This is a genomic window from Amycolatopsis bullii (assembly GCF_014654205.1).
In the GTDB taxonomy this organism is placed as follows: Bacteria; Actinomycetota; Actinomycetes; order Mycobacteriales; family Pseudonocardiaceae; genus Amycolatopsis; species Amycolatopsis plumensis.
The window spans coordinates 96,370-112,526 of record NZ_BNAW01000009.1 but is presented as its reverse complement, the minus strand read 5'-3'; the positions used below and the strand labels follow the sequence as shown (position 1 = coordinate 112,526).

Here is a 16,157-nt window from a genome sequence, read left to right as displayed (position 1 = left end):
ACCGACGCTGCTGTGTCTATTGCGGACCTCGCAGGCTCGGTCACGCGGCCTCCTCCTGCACGAGGGCGCCGGTCATCGCGGCGACGAGGTCTTCGAGCTTCGTGTCCGAGCCGGTGAACCGGGCGACCCGCTTGCCGAGCCGCAGCACCTCGACGCGGTCGGCGACCGACAGCACCTCGGGCATGTTGTGGCTGATCAGCACCACGGCGATGCCCTTGTCGCGCACCTTCTTGATGACGTCGAGCACGCGCTCGCGCTGCACGACACCCAGCGCCGCCGTGGGCTCGTCCATGAACACGACCTTCGACGCCCACACGACCGAGCGCGCCACCGCGACGCTCTGCCGCTGGCCGCCCGAAAGCGACCCGATCGGGACGTCGGTGCTCTGCAGGGTCACGCCGAGGCGCTGGAACTCCTCGACGGCCTGCCGCCGCATCTCGGCCTTGTCGAGCATCCCGAGCTTGCCGAGGATGCCCTTGCGGTGGATCTCGCGGCCGAGGAAGAGGTTGGCCGCCGGGTCGAGCTCGGGCGCGACGGCGAGGTCCTGGTAGACGGTCTCGATGCCCAGCCGCCGCGCGGTGGTGGGGGAGTCCAAGTGCACTTCGGTCCCGTCGAGGAGGATCTTCCCCGAGGTCGGCTGTTCCGCGCCGGAGAGGCACTTGACCAGCGTGGACTTGCCGGCGCCGTTGTCGCCGATCAGGGCCGTCACCTCGCCCGCGCGGGCCTGGAACGACGCGCCGCGCAGGGCTTCGACGGACCCGTAGTGCTTGGTCAGGTCGACCGCGTCCAGGAGGAGTTCGCTCATCCGTGCCTCTCTTCCGGCGCCGGCGGCCGGCAGCGGATCACCGTCGCCGTGCCGGACAGCTCGGTCTGGCCGGCGTCGAACGGGACGACGTAGGTGTCGCCCTTCGCCAGCGCGTGCTCGCCGCCGTGCTCGGTCCGCAGCGTGCCTTCGCCGTCGAGAACGACCAGCACCGCGAAGGACGGATCGAGTGACAACGTTGTCTTCTCGTCGGTGCGCAGCTGTTCGGCGCGGAAGAACCGCTCCGATCCGCCGGCCAGGAGGTCCACAGTGGACGCGTTATCGCCCGCGGTGCGCTTGATGATCGTGCCGAGGCGTTCGGCGTCCCAGCCCGAGGTGTCGAGGGCCTCGATGGCGGTGTCGAAGCCGAGGCCGAGGTGGCCCTTCTCCGGCGACGCGAGAAAGTCGCGCCACTCGATGGTGAGCGAGAAGTCGGTCGGCTGCTGGAGTTCGACGACGAAGACGCCTTCGCCGATCGCGTGCGGCAGCCCGGCCGGGATGTAGACGGTGTCGCCGGGAGACACCGGGATGCTGTTCAGCGCGCCCAGCATCGAGGGGACGTCCTGCTCGCGCGTCCACTCGGACACCGTCGCCTTCGACAGTGTCTCCTTGAAGCCCGGGTAGACGCGCGGGTCGTCGCCGTGGGTGCCCACGACGATCCAGGCCTCGGTCTTGCCGAAGTGCGAGTCGAAGTGCCGCTTCGCGAACGTGTCGTCCGGGTGGAAGTGCACCGGCAGCCGCTGGCCCGCGTCGAGGAGCTTCACCAGCAGCCCAGTGGATGTCCCGAGCGCCTCGACGTGCTTCGCGCCGAGCCAGCCGTTCGCGTTCGCCTCGACCGCGTCGCGCAGCCAGGCGCCGTCCGGGAGCCGGGTGAGGCCGTTGGTCTCCTGGCCGAACATCGTGGTCGCCGAGGCGACCCAGTCCTCCGGGCCGAACTTCTTGTCCGGCGACGCGCCGCGCAGCGCCGCGATGGCGTCGCCGCCGCGGTAGAACTGCGGCGGCTGGTTGGCGGGGAGCCGGATCGGTTCGAGGGTCACGGGGCGACCTCACCGGAACCACGGGCGACGAGATGCACGGGCAGGACTACCTTTCTGGGCGGGGACTGGTCTCCTTGGACGCGGGCGAAGAGCAGCTCGGCCGCGGCGTGGCCCAGTGCGCTGACGTCGTGTGCGACCACGGTGACCGGCGGGTCCAGCAGGTCCGCCAGCTCGAAGTCGTCGAACCCGACCATGGCCGGGCGGCGCTCGGCGTGCGCGAGGGCGCGCAGCAGGTGCACGGCGATCCGGTTGTTGCCCGCGATCACCGCGGTGGCCGCGTCCGGGCCGTCGAGCAGCCGCTTGACCGCGTTGCCGACGGCGTCCGGCGTGGGTGTCCCCATCGAAACCAGCGACTCGTCGTAGGTGATCCCGTTGCGCACGCAGCCCTCGCGGAACCCGCGCAGGCGCTCGGCCGCGGTGAAGATGTCCGGGCTGTCGCCGAGGAAGGCGATCCGCCGGTGGCCGTGCTGCGCGAGGTGAGTGACGGCTTCGATGGTGCCGCCGAGGTTGTCCACCAGCACGGTGTCGGCCACGATGTCGCCGGCCGGGCGGTCGATGAACACCACCGGCGTGCCCGCGCGCATCTCCGGCACCAGGTAGCCGTGCTGCAGGCCGGCCGGGACGACGAGGATGCCGTCCACCCGCCGCGCGCAGAACTCCAGGACCAGCTCCCGCTCGCGGTCGGAGTTCTCCTCGGACGAGCCGGTGAGCACCTGGCGCCCGAACGACGTCGCGATGCGTTCGACCGCGCGGTTCAGCTCGGAGTAGAAGGGGTTGCCGACGTCCTCGACGATCAGCCCGATGGTGCCGGTGGTCAACCCGCGGCGCAGGTTGCGCGCGCCCAGGTTGCGCCGGAACCCCAGCTGCTCGATGGCCGCCATGACCCGCTCGGCGGTGTCGGGGTGCACCGCCGGTTCGTCGTTGACCACGCGCGAGACGGTCTTGATGCTCACGCCCGCCAGCCGGGCCACGTCGCTCATCGTGGCCCGCCTGCTCGCGGTGCGCGTGCTGCCGTCCCGGTCCCGGCCGAGAGGAGACAACGTTGTCATAGTGACGGGGATTGAACGCCACCCGCCCGGTGCTTGTCAACGCCTCATGCGTGGATTGTGCCGATTCGGCTACCGAAGGCGTAGGGCAGACGGTTGATGACGCTGTCCGGAACCGGACAGGTCTTGACGTGTCCCTTGACTGTCCGGTGAGTGGTTATCGAAGGTGGCCGGGTTCGACCGATCGCGCGACAAGGTTGTCATCACACCGTTTCTGGTCGCGCTGACGAGGTGGAGAGGCGATGGCCATGGCGCGAGCGCGCTTCAGAGCCGGTTTAGCTTTCCTGACCCTGGCGGTGACCGCAGCGGTGGCTCCCGCTGTCCCCGCCGCTGCCGCGAGCAGCACGGATTACGCGAAGTGGGTCAACCCCTTCGTGGGCACCCGGCCCGGCGGGGCCGACCACGGCACCGGGGGCGGTGCCGGCAACACGTTCCCGGGCGCGGTCGCCCCGTTCGGCATGGTCCAGTGGAGCCCGGACACGGTGAAGTCCCAGCCGGGCGGCTATTTCTACGACGACAACGCCCTGACCGGGTTCAGCCTCACGCACCTGTCCGGCGCGGGCTGTTCGACCTATCAGGACATCCCGTTCATCCCTTATGTCGGTGAAGTGACGACTTCGCCGGCGACCGACCCGGCCCACTACACGTCGAAGTTCTCGCACGCCAACGAACACGCGACCGCGGGAGCCTACGACGTCACCCTCGACAGTGGCGCGAAGGTCGAGCTCAGCGCGACCCAGCGCACCGGCTCGGCGCGGCTGACCTACCCGGCAGGCGCGTCCTCGACGCTGCTGGTCAACACCTCCGGCTCGGTGAACGGCACCGACGACGCGTCGATCACCATCGGCAAGGACACCATCAGCGGCTGGGCCACCAGCGGCCGGTTCTGCGGCGCGCGCAACAGCTACCGCGTCTACTTCTCGGCCAAGTTCGACACGCCGTTCGCGTCGATCGGCACCTGGAAGAACGGCGCCGTGACGCCGAACAAGGCCGCCGAAACCGGTGGCGCCAAGGCGAAGGTCGCGCAGCCCAACGGCGTCGACGCCTCGATCGCGCGCCCGGCCAAGGCGGCGCCGCAGAACACCACGGTCAGCGGCCCGGGCAGCGGCGGGTACGTCACCTTCGCGAACCTCAACGGCGCCCAGGTGAACGTCCAGGTCGGACTGTCCTTCGTGTCCGTCGACGGCGCCAAGGCCAACCTCAAGGCGGAGAACACCGGCAAGTCGTTCGACACGGTGGCGTCGAACGCGCGCAAGGCGTGGAACGCGCAGCTCGGCAAGATCGCCGTCACCGGCGGCTCGGACGCCGACCTGACGACGTTCTACACCTCGCTGTACCACTCGCTGATCCAGCCGAACGTCTTCTCCGACGTCAACGGCCAGTACGTCGGCTTCGACGGCCGGATCCACACGGCCGACAAGGGCCACGCGATGTACACCAACTTCTCCGGCTGGGACATCTACCGCTCGGAAGCCCCGCTGCTGGCGACGATCGCGCCGCACGAGACCTCGGACATCGTCCGGTCGATGATGGCCTACGCCGAGCAGGGCGGCTCGTGGGACCGCTGGACGGTGGCCAACGACTACACCGGCGTCATGAACGGCGACCCGTACCACATCATCGTGTCCAGCGCGTACGCGTTCGGGGCACGGGACTTCGACGCCCAGAAGGCGTTGCTGCTCATGATCAAGGGCGCCACCCAGCCGACCCAGGGCTACACCGAGCGGCCGGGTCTCGAGGACTACCAGAAGCTCGGTTACGTGCCGGGCGCCGGCGCGGACACCCTCGAGTACACCAGCGCCGACTTCTCCATCGCCCAGTTCGCCAAGCGGCTCGGCGACAGCGCGACGTACACGACGTTCATGAAGCGCGCGCAGAACTGGCAGAACCTCTACAACCCGGGCACCGGCCACCTGCAGCCGCGCAACGCGGACGGCTCGTTCTCCGGCACCTACGACCCCGCCAGCTCGCAGGGCTGGGTCGAGGGCAACGGCGCCCAGTACGAGTGGATGGTGCCCTACGACCTCGGCGGCGTCGTGACGGCGTTCGGCGGGAACACCGCGACCCAGTCCCGGCTGGACACCTTCTTCACGCAGCTGAACGCGGGCACGCAGGAGCCGTACGCCTTCATGGGCAACGAGCCGAACTCCAACGCGCCGTACGTCTACTCCTACGCGGGCGCCCCGGCCAAGACCCAGGCGATCGTGCACCGCTCGATGGACGAGCTGTACAACCCGCGTCCCGAAGGCCTGATCGGCAACGACGACCTCGGCCAGATGTCGGCCTGGTACGTCTGGTCGGCGCTCGGCATCTACCCGGAGATCCCGGGCCGCGCCGAGACGCTGCTCGTCACCCCGCGCTTCGAGCACGCCGTGCTCACCACGGGCGCGGGCAAGAAGATCACCATCAACGCGCCGGGCACCGGTGACTACGTGGGCAGCCTGAAGGTCAACGGCGGTGCCGCTTCGAAGGCGTGGCTGCCGGAGGCGCTGCTTTCCAGTGGCGGCACGCTCGACTACACCCGGTCCGCCACGGCGACCGCGTGGGGCAGCGCGGCGGCCGACGCCCCGCCGTCGTTCCGCGAGCAGGAGAAGCCCAGCCTGTCCTTTGTGGACCCGGCACGCGCGGTGACGCCCGCGGGGTCGACGTCGAAGGCGTCGGTCGGGGTCCAGGACCTCTCGGGGACCGCCCGGACCTGGACCTATTCCGCGGGCAGTGTCGACGGGATCACGTTGACGCCGTCGACGGGCAGCATCGCGGTGCCCGCCGCTGGCAAGGCCCAGGCCGAGCTCACGGTCAGCGTCCCGGCCGGGCTGGCCGACGGCGCCCGCCGCATCCCGGTGACGTTCTCCGCGCCCGGCGTGGCCTCCTCCCAGGCCGTCCTGACGGTCCTGGTGGCCCAGCCGAACAGCTGGCTCGCCACGGTGAACAACGCGGGCATCTCCCCGGACTCGAACTCGGGGGCGGCCAACTTCGACGGCGGCGGCTGGAGTTACTCGGCCGACGCCCTCGCCGCGGCCGGGGCCACCCCGGGCGCCACGATCACCAGTGACGGGCTGAAGTTCACCTGGCCGTCCTTCCCGGCCGGGGACCCGGACAACGTGGTCGCCGGCGGCCAGACCGTGAACGTCACCGGTTCCGGGCGGCTGGCGCTGCTCGGCTCGGCGTCGAACGGCAACGCGTCGGGCACGCTGACGGTGACCTACACCGACGGCACGACGTCCACCGCGACCATCGGGTTCTCCGACTGGACCCTCGGCGGCGGTGGCGCGCAGCCGGCGTTCGGCAACCGGATCGTGCTGTCCACGCCGTACCGCAACGCTTCTGGCGGCGACCCGCAGCAGATCCGCACGATGGTGTTCGGCACCAACCCGATCACCCTGGCCGCGGGCAAGACGGTGGCGAGCGTGACGCTGCCGTCGAACGTCAGCGGCGGTGCCCTGCACGTGTTCGCGATCGGCATCGGGGCATGAAGCGCAAGGTCCTGGCGGGCGTCCTGACGCTCGCCGCGGCGGCGACGGTGGCGACCCCCACCGTCGCCGCCGCGGCCGGCGGCGACGCCCTCGACGCGGTCAACACGTTCATCGGCACGCAGGACGAGGGCAACACCTTCCCGGGTGCCTCGGCGCCGTTCGGGATGACGCAGGTCAGCCCGATCACCTCGCACTACGCCGGCTACCGCTACACCGACACCGCGATCCGCGGGTTCGGGCACTTCTTCCTGTCCGGCGCGGGCTGCTGGGAGCAGGGCGGCCTGGTCTCGACCCTGCCGACGACCGGGGACGTGGGCCCCGGCAAGGCGTTCGACACGACCAAGCCGTCCACTTTCGACCAGAAGCAGTACGCCTCGCCGTTCACCCACGACGGTGAAGTGGGGAAGCCCGGCTACTACAAGGTCCACCTGACCGGCTACGGCGGCGTCGACGTCGAGACGACCGCGGCGACCCGGGCGGGGGTCGAGCGGTACACCTTCGCCGAATCCGGTGACGCCAACGTCTTCGTCAACGTCGGCCAGGCCAACGACAAGGAACCGGTGACGGGCAGCAGCATCCGCGTCGTGGACGACCGGACCGTCGAAGGAACCGTGGAGTCGCAGGCGTTCTGCGGCGGCAAGGCCTACACGACGTACTTCACGACGAAGTTCGACAAGCCGTTCAAGGCGTTCGGCACGTGGTCGCCGGACGGCGGCACACCCGGCTCCCGCTCCTCGTCGGGTGGCGCCGGGTTGCGCGGCGCGTGGCTGACGTTCGGTGGCGGGCAGGTCACCGCGACCACGGCCATCTCCCAGGTGGACGCGGCCGGTGCGCGGCTGAACCTGGCCTCGGAGCGCATCCGGTCGTTCGACGCGGCCAAGGCCGACGTCCAGCGCACCTGGCGGCGTGAGCTGTCCTCTGTGGACATCAAAGGCGGCACGACCGACGACCGGACGGTCTTCTACACCTCCCTCTACCACGCGCTGCTGCAGCCGCTGACGGCCAACGACGCCGACGGCCGCTACTACGGCTTCGACAAGAAGATCCACCGGGCGGCCGGCTGGACGTACTACGACTTCTTCTCGCTGTGGGACACCTACCGCACGCAGAACCAGCTCCTGGCGCTGCTGCGGCCGGACCGGGCTCGCGACATCGCCAAGAGCATCCTGGCCATCCACGACCAGGGCGGCTGGCTGCCGCGGTGGGCGTACGCGAGCCAGGAGACGAACACGATGACCGGCGACCCGGTGACGCCGTTCCTGGTCGACCTGTGGCGCTTCGGGGCCTTGTCGGGGGAGGAGATGCACGCCTACCAGGCGCTCCTGCAGAACTCGACGCAGATCCCGCCCGCGTCGTCGCCGTTCCAAGGCCGCTCGGGCAACGCGAGCTACCAGAAGGACGGGTTCGTCCAGTACGACCCGGACTTCCCCAAGAAGGGCCAGGACACCGACCCGAACCACGGCGCTTCGGCGACCCTGGAGTACGCGCTCGGTGACTGTTCGCTGTCGGTCATGGCGGCCGCGCTCGGCAAGAAGGACGACGCGGCGGCGCTGGCGGCGAAGGGCCGGACATACCGGACGTTGTGGGATGCCACTCAGGCCGATCGCGGCTTCACCGGGTTCTTCCGCCCGAAGGTCCTCGGGGGCGCGTGGTTCTCGCCGGCCGACAAGCCCTACAGCCCGCAGAGCCAGGACGGCTTCCATGAAGGGACGGCCTGGCAGTACCAGTGGCTCGTGCAGCAGGACGTGCCCGGGCTGGTGCAGCGGATGGGCGGCCCGGCGGCCACCGGCAAGCGCCTCGACGACTTCTTCGCCTACGACGAACTGGTGAAGAACCCGGCGACGGCGGTCCGCGAGAACTGGGTGGTCGGCCCGTACGACTACTACGACCAGTTCCGCTACAACCCGAACAACGAGCCGGACCTGCACTCGCCGTGGATGTACGCGCTCACCGGGCAGCCGTCGAAGACGTCGACGGTCGTGCGGGCCGCGCACACGCTGTTCACCAACGCGCCCAACGGCGTCACCGGGAACGACGACCTGGGCACGATGTCGGCGTGGTACGTCTTCAGCGCGCTGGGGCTGTACCCCGCTGTCCCAGGGACTGGGAACTTCGTGCTCAACGCTCCGCGGTTCGCGAAGTCCGTTCTGCACCTGGAGAACGGGCGCGACATCACGATCAAGGCGCCGGGTGCTTCCGGTGCGGAGCTGCAGTACGTGTCGTCCCTTCGGGTGGGCGGCAAGGCCAGTGACCGGGTGTACGTCAACGTGGACCAGCTGAACCGCGGGACGACGCTGGACTTCGGCCTCACGTCCGACGCGACGGCGAAGTGGGGGACGTCACCTTCGTCCGCCCCGGCTTCGCCCTGCGCGGAGTAGACAAGGGACGCTCACGGCCGTGGTTCAGACCACAGTGGACCACGGCCGTGAGCATCGTCACGGGACCCGGTGTTCCCGTGAGGGGCATCACGCCTCACACTGGGTATCAGTACGTCCGACAGCGCCGTTGACGTCCAAGGCAAGTCCGGCTTGGACGGTGTGTCGGGCGTTTTTTGATGTTCCGGTACGAACGTGGTGAGACCCCACAGGAGGAAGCAGTGTCCAGCAAGGCCGCTCTCGTGTTCCGCGTGGCCGCAGTAGCCGAAGCCCTGTCCTGGGCCGCGCTGCTGGTCGGGATGTTCCTCAAGTACGTCGTCCACTCTTCCGGCGAGGGCGGCGTGCCCGTCATCGGCATGGTGCACGGCGTGATCTTCGTCCTCTACGTGGTCGTCTCCCTGTCCGTGGCGAAGCCGCTCGGCTGGCGCCCGAAGACGCTGGTCCTGGCCCTGCTCGCGAGCATCCCGCCGCTGTTCACCTGGCTGTTCGAGAAGTGGGCGCTGCGCAACGGCAAGCTCGACGGCCCGCAGCGGCTGTCCCACGGTGGTGTCGGCCTGTTCCAGGCGAAGGAACCCGTCGCCGCCTGATCCCGGCATGTGAGAAGGGCCCGCACTCGCCGAGTGCGGGCCCTTCTGCTGCTCACTCGCTGAAGTCCCCGGCGGCGCGGCGCACCTTGGTCAGCAGGTCCGTCAGCTGCTCGGTCTGCCGTTCGGTCAGCCCGCTCAGCCCGAAGTCGATTTCGGTGACGGCTTCGGTGGCGGCCTCCCGGCGCTTGCGGCCTTCGTCGGTGATCTCCACCAGCGTCGTGCGGCGGTCGGTCGGGTGCGGGACCCGCTTCACGAGCCCGTCGCGCTCCAGCCGGTCCACTATGTTGGTGACACTGGTGGGGTGCAGCTGGAGCCGCTCGCCCATCACCCGCATCGGCAGGCTGGCGCTGCGGGCGAAGGTGAGCAGCACCAGTGCTTCGTACCGGGCGAAGGTCAAGCCGTGCGGCTTGAGCGCGCCGTCCACCGCGGACTGGATGATCTGCTGGACCCGCATCACCCCGGTCACCGCGGCCATGGTCCCGGAGGGCCCGATCCGGTCCTCCCAGATCCGGGCCGCGCGGGCGATCGGGTCGAACGGCAGCGGACGGTTCATGACACGCGAAGTTACCAGCGGGTACCGGCGGGTGTCGCACGACTGGCGGAAATGACCACCGAAGAAGGGACTTCCGAGCATGATCGTCGCGTTCAGCGTCAGCCCGTCCGGCGGGGACCCCGACGGCGGGGTGAGCGAAGCTGTGGCCCGCGCGGTGAAGGTGGTCCGCGACTCCGGGCTGCCCAACTCGACCAACGCGATGTTCACGAACATCGAGGGGGAGTGGGACGAGGTCATGGACGTCGTGAAGCGCGCGGTCGAGGCCGCGGGCGAGGGCTCGGCCCGGGTCGGCCTCGTGTTGAAGGCGGACATCCGGCCGGGCTTCGAGGGCCAGCTCGAGGCCAAGGTGGACCGGGTGGAAGCGCACCTGCGCGAAGCGTGATCAGGGAAGCGGCGGGGTGAAGGCGACCGTCCACCGGCCGTCTTCGCTCGTCACCGTCAGCGGGTAGCTGAACGGCTTGCCGTCGCCGAGGGCGCCCGAGACGGTGGCGCGGGTCGGCGCGCCCGAGTCCGGCCCCAGCTCGACGCGCACATCGTGGACGCCGCGGTCGGCGAGCACCGAGACGTAGTCCTTCGCGAAGTCGTCGCCGCCCGAGCCGGGGTAGTCGAGGAGATCGGCGAAGGAGTCGGCATCGTGCCCGGAGAGGGCGGCGGCGAGCCGGTCGCGCAGTTCGGCGGGCGAGCCCGCGCCCGGATCGGGTTCGTGCACGATGAGCAACGTCACCGCGCCGACCCAGACGACGGCGGCCGCGACCGACAGGCCCACCTTCACGTCACGCCGGATGTGCACCCGGCCGAGCCTGCCCCAGCGGTGCCGTCCTGCCAAGCGGACGGGCCGCGCAGGTGCGCAAACCCACGGCGCGGGTCGGTGAGCAGCCCCCGATTTCCAGCCTACCGGTGGCCACCGACAGTTCGCGGGGCTGCGCGCGGCCCGGAATCGTCGGTGGTGGCCGGTAGAATTGATACCGGGGGCCGGAGGCCAGCGCGGAACCGAGGCCGCTCGCCCCACCTTCGCCCCACCCCCCAAGCCGAAACCACCCACCGCCGGGACGTGTCAGACCATGGACAGGCCGGGCACCCGGTGAAACTTCTCCGGCGCGCGTGCCAGGATGGAACCGTGACACAACCACGCGGATCTGCAGCGAAGTCAGCGGCCCTGTCCGCCGCCCTTTCCGGCGCGGTCGACCTGTCCGCGCTCAAGGCCCGTGCCGAAGCGGCGCAACGCCAGCCGGCCCCGGCCGCGCGTCCGGACGGCGACGGCCCGCCGCGGCCCTCCGGCGAAGGCGCGGGCGCGGCCGTGATCGATGTCACCGAGGCCACCTTCCAGGCCGAGGTCGTGGAGCGGTCCCTCCACCAGCTGGTGGTCGTCGACCTGTGGGCCGAGTGGTGCGGCCCGTGCAAGCAGCTGTCGCCGGTCCTGGAGCGGATGGCCGCCGAATCCGGGGGCGCCTGGGTCGTCGCGAAGGTCGACGTCGACGCCAACCCGCGGATCGCGCAGCTGTTCGGCGCGCAGTCCATCCCGACGATCGTCGCCATCGCCGGCGGCCAGCCGGTCGACGCCTTCTCCGGCGCGCTGCCCGAGCCCGAGATCCGCAAGTGGATCACCGCGCTCCTGGACGCCCTGCGCGACAAGCTGCCGGGCATCCGCGACGCCGAGGCGGCCGGCGGCCCGGTCGAGGAGCCCGAGGACCCGCGCTTCACCGAGGCGGAAGAGGCCTTCGAGCGGGGCGACTTCGCCGCCGCGCAGGCCGCCTACGAGCGCATCCTCGACGTCGAACCGGCGAACGAGCTGGCCAAGAACGCCCTGGCCCAGGTCAAGTTCACCGCCCGCGCCGAAAACGCCGACCCGGACGCCCGCGCCAAGGCCGACGCCGACCCGTCGGACCTGGCCGCCCAGCTCGACGCGGCCGACCTGGAAATCGCGGCCAACGAGGTCGAGGCCGGTTTCAAGCGCCTGATCGACACCGTCCGCCGCACCGCGGGCGAGGACCGCAACAAGGTCCGCGAGCACCTGGTGGCCCTGTTCGACCTCTTCGACCCGGCCGACGACCGGGTCATGAAGGCCCGCCGCGACCTCGCGAGCGCCCTCTTCTAAGTGAAAAAGGGCCCCCACCGGCTGGTGGGGGCCCTTTTCGCGGTACCTACGCGTACTGCTTCGAGCAGACCGACGAACCCTCGAGGTAGCCGCGGCGCAGCGCCTCGACCCGGTCGAAACCGCTGTCCGGGCGCTTCCCGTTGACGTCCGCCGACACGAGGCTCTCCGGCTGCAGCAGGTCCGCGATGGCCTCGTCGAGGTCGCCCGCCGAGAGCCGCAGGTCGCCCGGCCGGTTGGTGAACGCCGCCCAGGCACCCACCAGGCAGGCCGTGCGCAGGCCCGCGTTCTTGTTGTCGATCGACGCGCCGACACCCTTCTGGATGCCCAGCGCGTAGCGCGCCGCGACCTCGGAGAACGCCGCGAAGTCACCCATGCCGCCGGGGTCCTCGCCCTTCATCTCGGCGTCGCGGTCGATCGGCTGGGCGAGCTGGGCCAGCTTCGCCATGTCGATGCTGACGGTGTTGTCGCCCGGGCAGTACGATGCCGGCGGCGTGGTCTGGCAGCTGCCGCCGTCGGTGATCTCCGGCGCGGCCACGTTGGCGCCCTTGAACGCCTCGTCGAGGCTCTTCTTCAGCAGCGCGACGGTCTGCGCGTTGAACTTCGCGTCGCCCTTGCCCTGGTCGCCCTTGTCGAACGGGCGCTCGGTGAGCCGCGGCTTGACGTTCTGTTCGGTCATCCCCGCGCACTCCTTCGGGCCCTTCTCGAACCCGGCCTGGAAGGCGTAGGTGCGGTCGAACGCCGTGCCGTGCGCGCCCTTGTCGGCGGCGCTGGTGCCCGCCTGGTCGCGGATCAGGAACATCGACGCCATCACCTGGTTCAGGCCCTCGGACGTCGAGACGCGGTAGTACTTGCTCTTGTCCTCGGCGACCCAGCGGAAGTAGCCGCCGGCGAAGCAGTCGGCCTGCTGCTCCTTGACCACGGTCGGGGTGTTCTTGGCGATCCCGGCCTTGTCCCCGAGCCGGTACTGGACGGCGTGGCCGAACTCGTGCGCGAGCACCACGACCACCGACATCGGGCCGAACCGCTGGCGCAGCATCGGCAGCAGCACGCCGCGGTCCCAGGCCACCGAGTCGTCGACCGGGCAGTAGAACGCGTTCACGAGCTTCTTCACGCTGCCGCAGCCGGTCTTCTCGGTGTCGGTCTGCGCGTCGTAGGACAGCAGGGACTTCACCGGCTCGAACTGCTGGCCGAAGTTCGACGGCAGCATCTGGCCCCAGTAGGTCTGGACGTCGTCGATCGCGGCGGTGGCCAGCTTGTCGTCCTCGCCGCCTTCGGCGTTGCGGACGTTCAGGCTCGGCGTCGGCGCGTCCGGCTTGAGGCCGCTCTCGAAGTGCGTCACCGGCAGCCCGGAGACCGAGTCCGCGCCGGTGTCCTTGGCCGGGTCCCCGCTCGCCCCGCCCTTGTCCTTGCACCCGCTCACGGCGACCGCCGCGACGCACAGCAGCGCGACCAGCGCCCGCCGCCCTCCCCCTGGGATCATCTGTTCCACTCGCTCTCGTGCCCACCCGTACCCGACGGGCAGGACCATACCCAGGGCATACGCGGAGCGTGCACGTTATCCCCGAACTCCTCCTGCGCACGGCGGCCCACGGCCCGATATCGTCGCTTCCCATGCGTGCAGTCCGCCGGTTCACCGTCCGCGCCAGCCTCCCGGATTCCCTGTCCGGGCTGGGCGCGCTGGCCACCAACCTGCGCTGGACGTGGCACCCGCCGACGCGCGACCTGTTCGCGTCGATGGACGCCGAGCTCTTCAACGCCGTGCGCGACCCGCTGCGGATGCTCACCGCGCTGCCGCCGGCCCGGCTCGACGAGCTCGCCGTCGACGACGACTTCCTCGAGCGCGCGAGAACCGCCGCCGAGGACCTGGAGAAGTACCTGTCGGAGCCGCGCTGGTACCAGCAGCGTGCCGACGCCGACCTGCCGTCCGCGGTCGCCTACTTCTCGATGGAGTTCGGCGTCACCGAGGCGCTGCCGAACTACTCCGGCGGTCTCGGCGTGCTGGCCGGCGACCACCTCAAGGCCGCGTCCGACCTGGGCGTGCCGATGGTCGGCGTCGGGCTGCTCTACCGCAACGGCTACTTCCGGCAGTCCCTGTCGCTGGACGGCTGGCAGGTCGAGCACTACCCGGTGATCGACCCGAACGCCTTCCCCCTCGAACTGCTGACGGCGGGCGGCCGGCCGGTGCTGATCGGTGTCGCCATGCCGGGCGGCCGCGAGCTGTGCGCGCAGATCTGGCAGGCCCGCGTCGGGCGCGTGCCGCTGCTGCTGCTCGACACCGACACCGAGGCCAACGACGAAGACCTGCGCGGCGTCACCGACCGGCTCTACGGCGGCGACGCCGACCACCGGCTGCGGCAGGAGATCCTGGCCGGCATCGGCGGCTTCCGCGCGGTCCGCAAGTACTGCGAGCTGACCGGCCACCCGCAGCCCATGGTGTTTCACACGAACGAGGGACACGCGGGCTTCCTGGGGCTGGAACGCGCCCGCGAGATCGTCCAGGCCGACGGCCTCGCGTTCGACGAGGCCATGCCCGCCGTCCGGGCCGGGACGCTGTTCACCACGCATACGCCGGTCAGCGCGGGCATCGACCGGTTCCCGGTGGACCTGGTGCAGCGCTACTTCGCCGACGGCCGCCTGGTGCCCGACATCGACCCGCGCCGCGTGCTCGCACTCGGTGCCGAGGACAACCCCGGCCTGTTCAACATGGCGCACATGGGCCTGCGGCTGGCGCAGCGCGCGAACGGCGTCTCGCAGCTGCACGGGCGCGTCACGCGGAAGATGTTCTCCCGGCTGTGGCCCGGGTTCGACCACGACGAGGTGCCGATCTCGTCGGTGACGAACGGCGTCCACGGCCCGACGTGGGTGGCCCGCGAGCTGAGCACGCTGCTCGGCCGCGAGTGGGGTCTCGACGTCGGCGAGGGGCCGCTGCGCGAGGGCGTGTCCGACGCCCAGCTGTGGGAGCTGCGGCGCGAGCTGCGCGAGAAGCTGGTGCACGAGGTGCGGCGCCGGGTGCGCGCGGCGTGGCTGCAGCGCGGCGCGTCGCCGCTGGAGCTGGGCTGGGTGGACTCGGTGTTCGACCCGGACGTGCTGACCGTCGGCTTCGCCCGCCGCGTCCCGACGTACAAGCGGCTGACGCTGATGCTGCGCGACCCCGAGCGGCTGCGCACGCTGCTGCTGCACGAGGACCGGCCGATCCAGGTCGTCGTCGCGGGCAAGTCGCACCCGGCCGACGAGAACGGCAAGCAGCTGATCCAGCAGATCGTCCGGTTCGTCGATGGGGCGGACGTCCGGCACCGGATCGTCTTCCTGCCCGACTACGACATGTCGATGGCGCGCTACCTCTACCGCGGCTGCGACGTCTGGCTGAACAACCCGGTGCGGCCCCTGGAGGCGTGCGGGACGTCGGGGATGAAGTCGGCGCTGAACGGCGGGCTCAACCTGTCCATCCGCGACGGCTGGTGGGACGAGTGCTACGACGGCAGCAACGGCTGGGCGATCCCGACCGCCGACGGCGTCGCCGACCCGCTGCGCCGCGACGACCTCGAGGCCGCGGCGCTGTACGAGCTGCTCGGCCAGCAGATCGCGCCGCTGTTCTACGACCGCTCGCCCGACGGCGTGCCCACGGGCTGGCTGTCGATGGTGTGGCACACGCTGGAAACGCTCGGCCCGCGGGTCCAGGCGTCCCGCATGGTCCGCGAGTACGTCGACAACGGCTACCTGCCGGCGGCGCGCACGGTCGCGGCGGCGACGGGTGACGGCTACCGCGGCGCGCTGTCGCTGGCGGACTACCGCACGAAGCTCGAGGTGTCCTGGCCGCGGCTGCGCATCTTCGACTCGGAGCTGCTGGTGGAGGCGACCGAGCCCCTGGTGGTGGGCACCGAGGTGACCATCAGGGCCCGCATCGACCTGGCCGGCCTCGACCCGTCCGAAGTGGACATCCAGGCGGTGGTCGGCCGCGTGGCCGACGACGACGAGCTCCGCGACCCGGTGACGGTCCCGATGACCGCCGACGGCGTCGGCGCGTTCGCGGCCCGCGTGAAACTCCCCCGGCCGGGGTCGATCGGGTACACGGTCCGGGTGCTGCCGAAGCACGGCCTGCTGGCTACCCCGGCGGAGCTGGCGCGCGTCGTGCTGGCCTGAGGTCGATCGGCTTTCGGAAAAACCGGACTGACCTGGAGTTGCTCCACGT

12 protein-coding genes are annotated in these 16,157 nt (G+C 70.7%); 6 read left to right on the top strand and 6 right to left on the bottom strand.

Going from position 1 to position 16,157, the window contains the following annotated elements; translation table 11 throughout:
* Positions 1–40 precede the first annotated feature (40 nt).
* From IE317_RS14145 to IE317_RS14135, 3 genes are read right to left on the bottom strand one after another with little or no spacing between them, the layout of a single operon-like run.
* Entirely contained in the window at positions 41–805 is a 765-nt protein-coding gene (locus IE317_RS14145) for an ATP-binding cassette domain-containing protein (RefSeq protein WP_191310052.1), read from the bottom strand.
* Positions 802–1,839 (bottom strand): class I mannose-6-phosphate isomerase, encoded by a 1,038-nt coding sequence (locus tag IE317_RS14140; RefSeq protein ID WP_191310050.1) that lies wholly within the window; start codon positions 1,837–1,839, stop codon positions 802–804. The genes IE317_RS14145 and IE317_RS14140 overlap by 4 nt, the downstream gene beginning before the upstream one ends.
* Positions 1,836–2,819, bottom strand: a complete 984-nt coding sequence (locus IE317_RS14135; RefSeq protein WP_191310191.1) for a LacI family DNA-binding transcriptional regulator — start codon at positions 2,817–2,819, stop codon at positions 1,836–1,838. The genes IE317_RS14140 and IE317_RS14135 overlap by 4 nt, the downstream gene beginning before the upstream one ends.
* 314 nt (positions 2,820–3,133) lie before the next feature.
* On the opposite strand from IE317_RS14135, the gene IE317_RS14130 reads away from it, so the two are divergent.
* The 3 genes from IE317_RS14130 (at position 3,134) to IE317_RS14120 (ending at position 9,320) form a co-directional block, all read left to right on the top strand.
* Positions 3,134–6,358 carry a GH92 family glycosyl hydrolase gene (locus tag IE317_RS14130; RefSeq protein ID WP_191310189.1) on the top strand — a complete coding sequence of 1,075 codons (3,225 nt, stop codon included), beginning with the start codon at positions 3,134–3,136 and terminating at the stop codon, positions 6,356–6,358.
* The gene (locus tag IE317_RS14125) at positions 6,355–8,736 is read left to right on the top strand and encodes a GH92 family glycosyl hydrolase (RefSeq protein WP_191310048.1); all 2,382 of its coding nucleotides are present in this window, start codon (positions 6,355–6,357) and stop codon (positions 8,734–8,736) included. The genes IE317_RS14130 and IE317_RS14125 overlap by 4 nt, the downstream gene beginning before the upstream one ends.
* A gap of 218 nt (positions 8,737–8,954) precedes the next feature.
* Positions 8,955–9,320 carry a DUF3817 domain-containing protein gene (locus IE317_RS14120; protein WP_004562934.1) on the top strand — a complete coding sequence of 122 codons (366 nt, stop codon included), beginning with the start codon at positions 8,955–8,957 and terminating at the stop codon, positions 9,318–9,320.
* A gap of 52 nt (positions 9,321–9,372) precedes the next feature.
* On the opposite strand, the gene IE317_RS14115 is transcribed toward IE317_RS14120, so the two are convergent.
* A complete protein-coding gene (locus IE317_RS14115) occupies positions 9,373–9,873 on the bottom strand; it encodes a MarR family winged helix-turn-helix transcriptional regulator (RefSeq protein ID WP_191310046.1) in 501 nt (166 codons plus the stop codon).
* Positions 9,874–9,952: 79 nt separating this feature from the next.
* On the opposite strand from IE317_RS14115, the gene IE317_RS14110 reads away from it, so the two are divergent.
* A complete protein-coding gene (locus IE317_RS14110) occupies positions 9,953–10,255 on the top strand; it encodes a thiamine-binding protein (protein WP_191310044.1) in 303 nt (100 codons plus the stop codon).
* Here the strand turns inward: IE317_RS14110 and IE317_RS14105 are convergent, their stop codons facing one another.
* Complete coding sequence (locus tag IE317_RS14105) at positions 10,256–10,663, bottom strand: hypothetical protein (RefSeq protein WP_191310042.1); 408 nt, start codon at positions 10,661–10,663, stop codon at positions 10,256–10,258.
* 327 nt (positions 10,664–10,990) lie between these two features.
* Here IE317_RS14105 and IE317_RS14100 point away from each other — a divergent pair, with 327 nt between their 5' ends.
* A complete protein-coding gene (locus IE317_RS14100; RefSeq protein WP_191310040.1) occupies positions 10,991–11,968 on the top strand; it encodes a tetratricopeptide repeat protein in 978 nt (325 codons plus the stop codon).
* A 46-nt stretch (positions 11,969–12,014) separates the two neighbouring features.
* Here IE317_RS14100 and IE317_RS14095 read toward each other — a convergent pair whose 3' ends face one another.
* On the bottom strand, positions 12,015–13,448 hold the full coding sequence (locus IE317_RS14095) for a neutral zinc metallopeptidase (RefSeq protein ID WP_191310038.1): 1,434 nt from the start codon (positions 13,446–13,448) through the stop codon (positions 12,015–12,017).
* 131 nt (positions 13,449–13,579) lie between these two features.
* Here IE317_RS14095 and glgP point away from each other — a divergent pair, with 131 nt between their 5' ends.
* Complete coding sequence (gene glgP / locus IE317_RS14090) at positions 13,580–16,108, top strand: alpha-glucan family phosphorylase (protein WP_191310037.1); 2,529 nt, start codon at positions 13,580–13,582, stop codon at positions 16,106–16,108.
* The last annotated feature ends 49 nt before the right edge of the window (positions 16,109–16,157 follow it).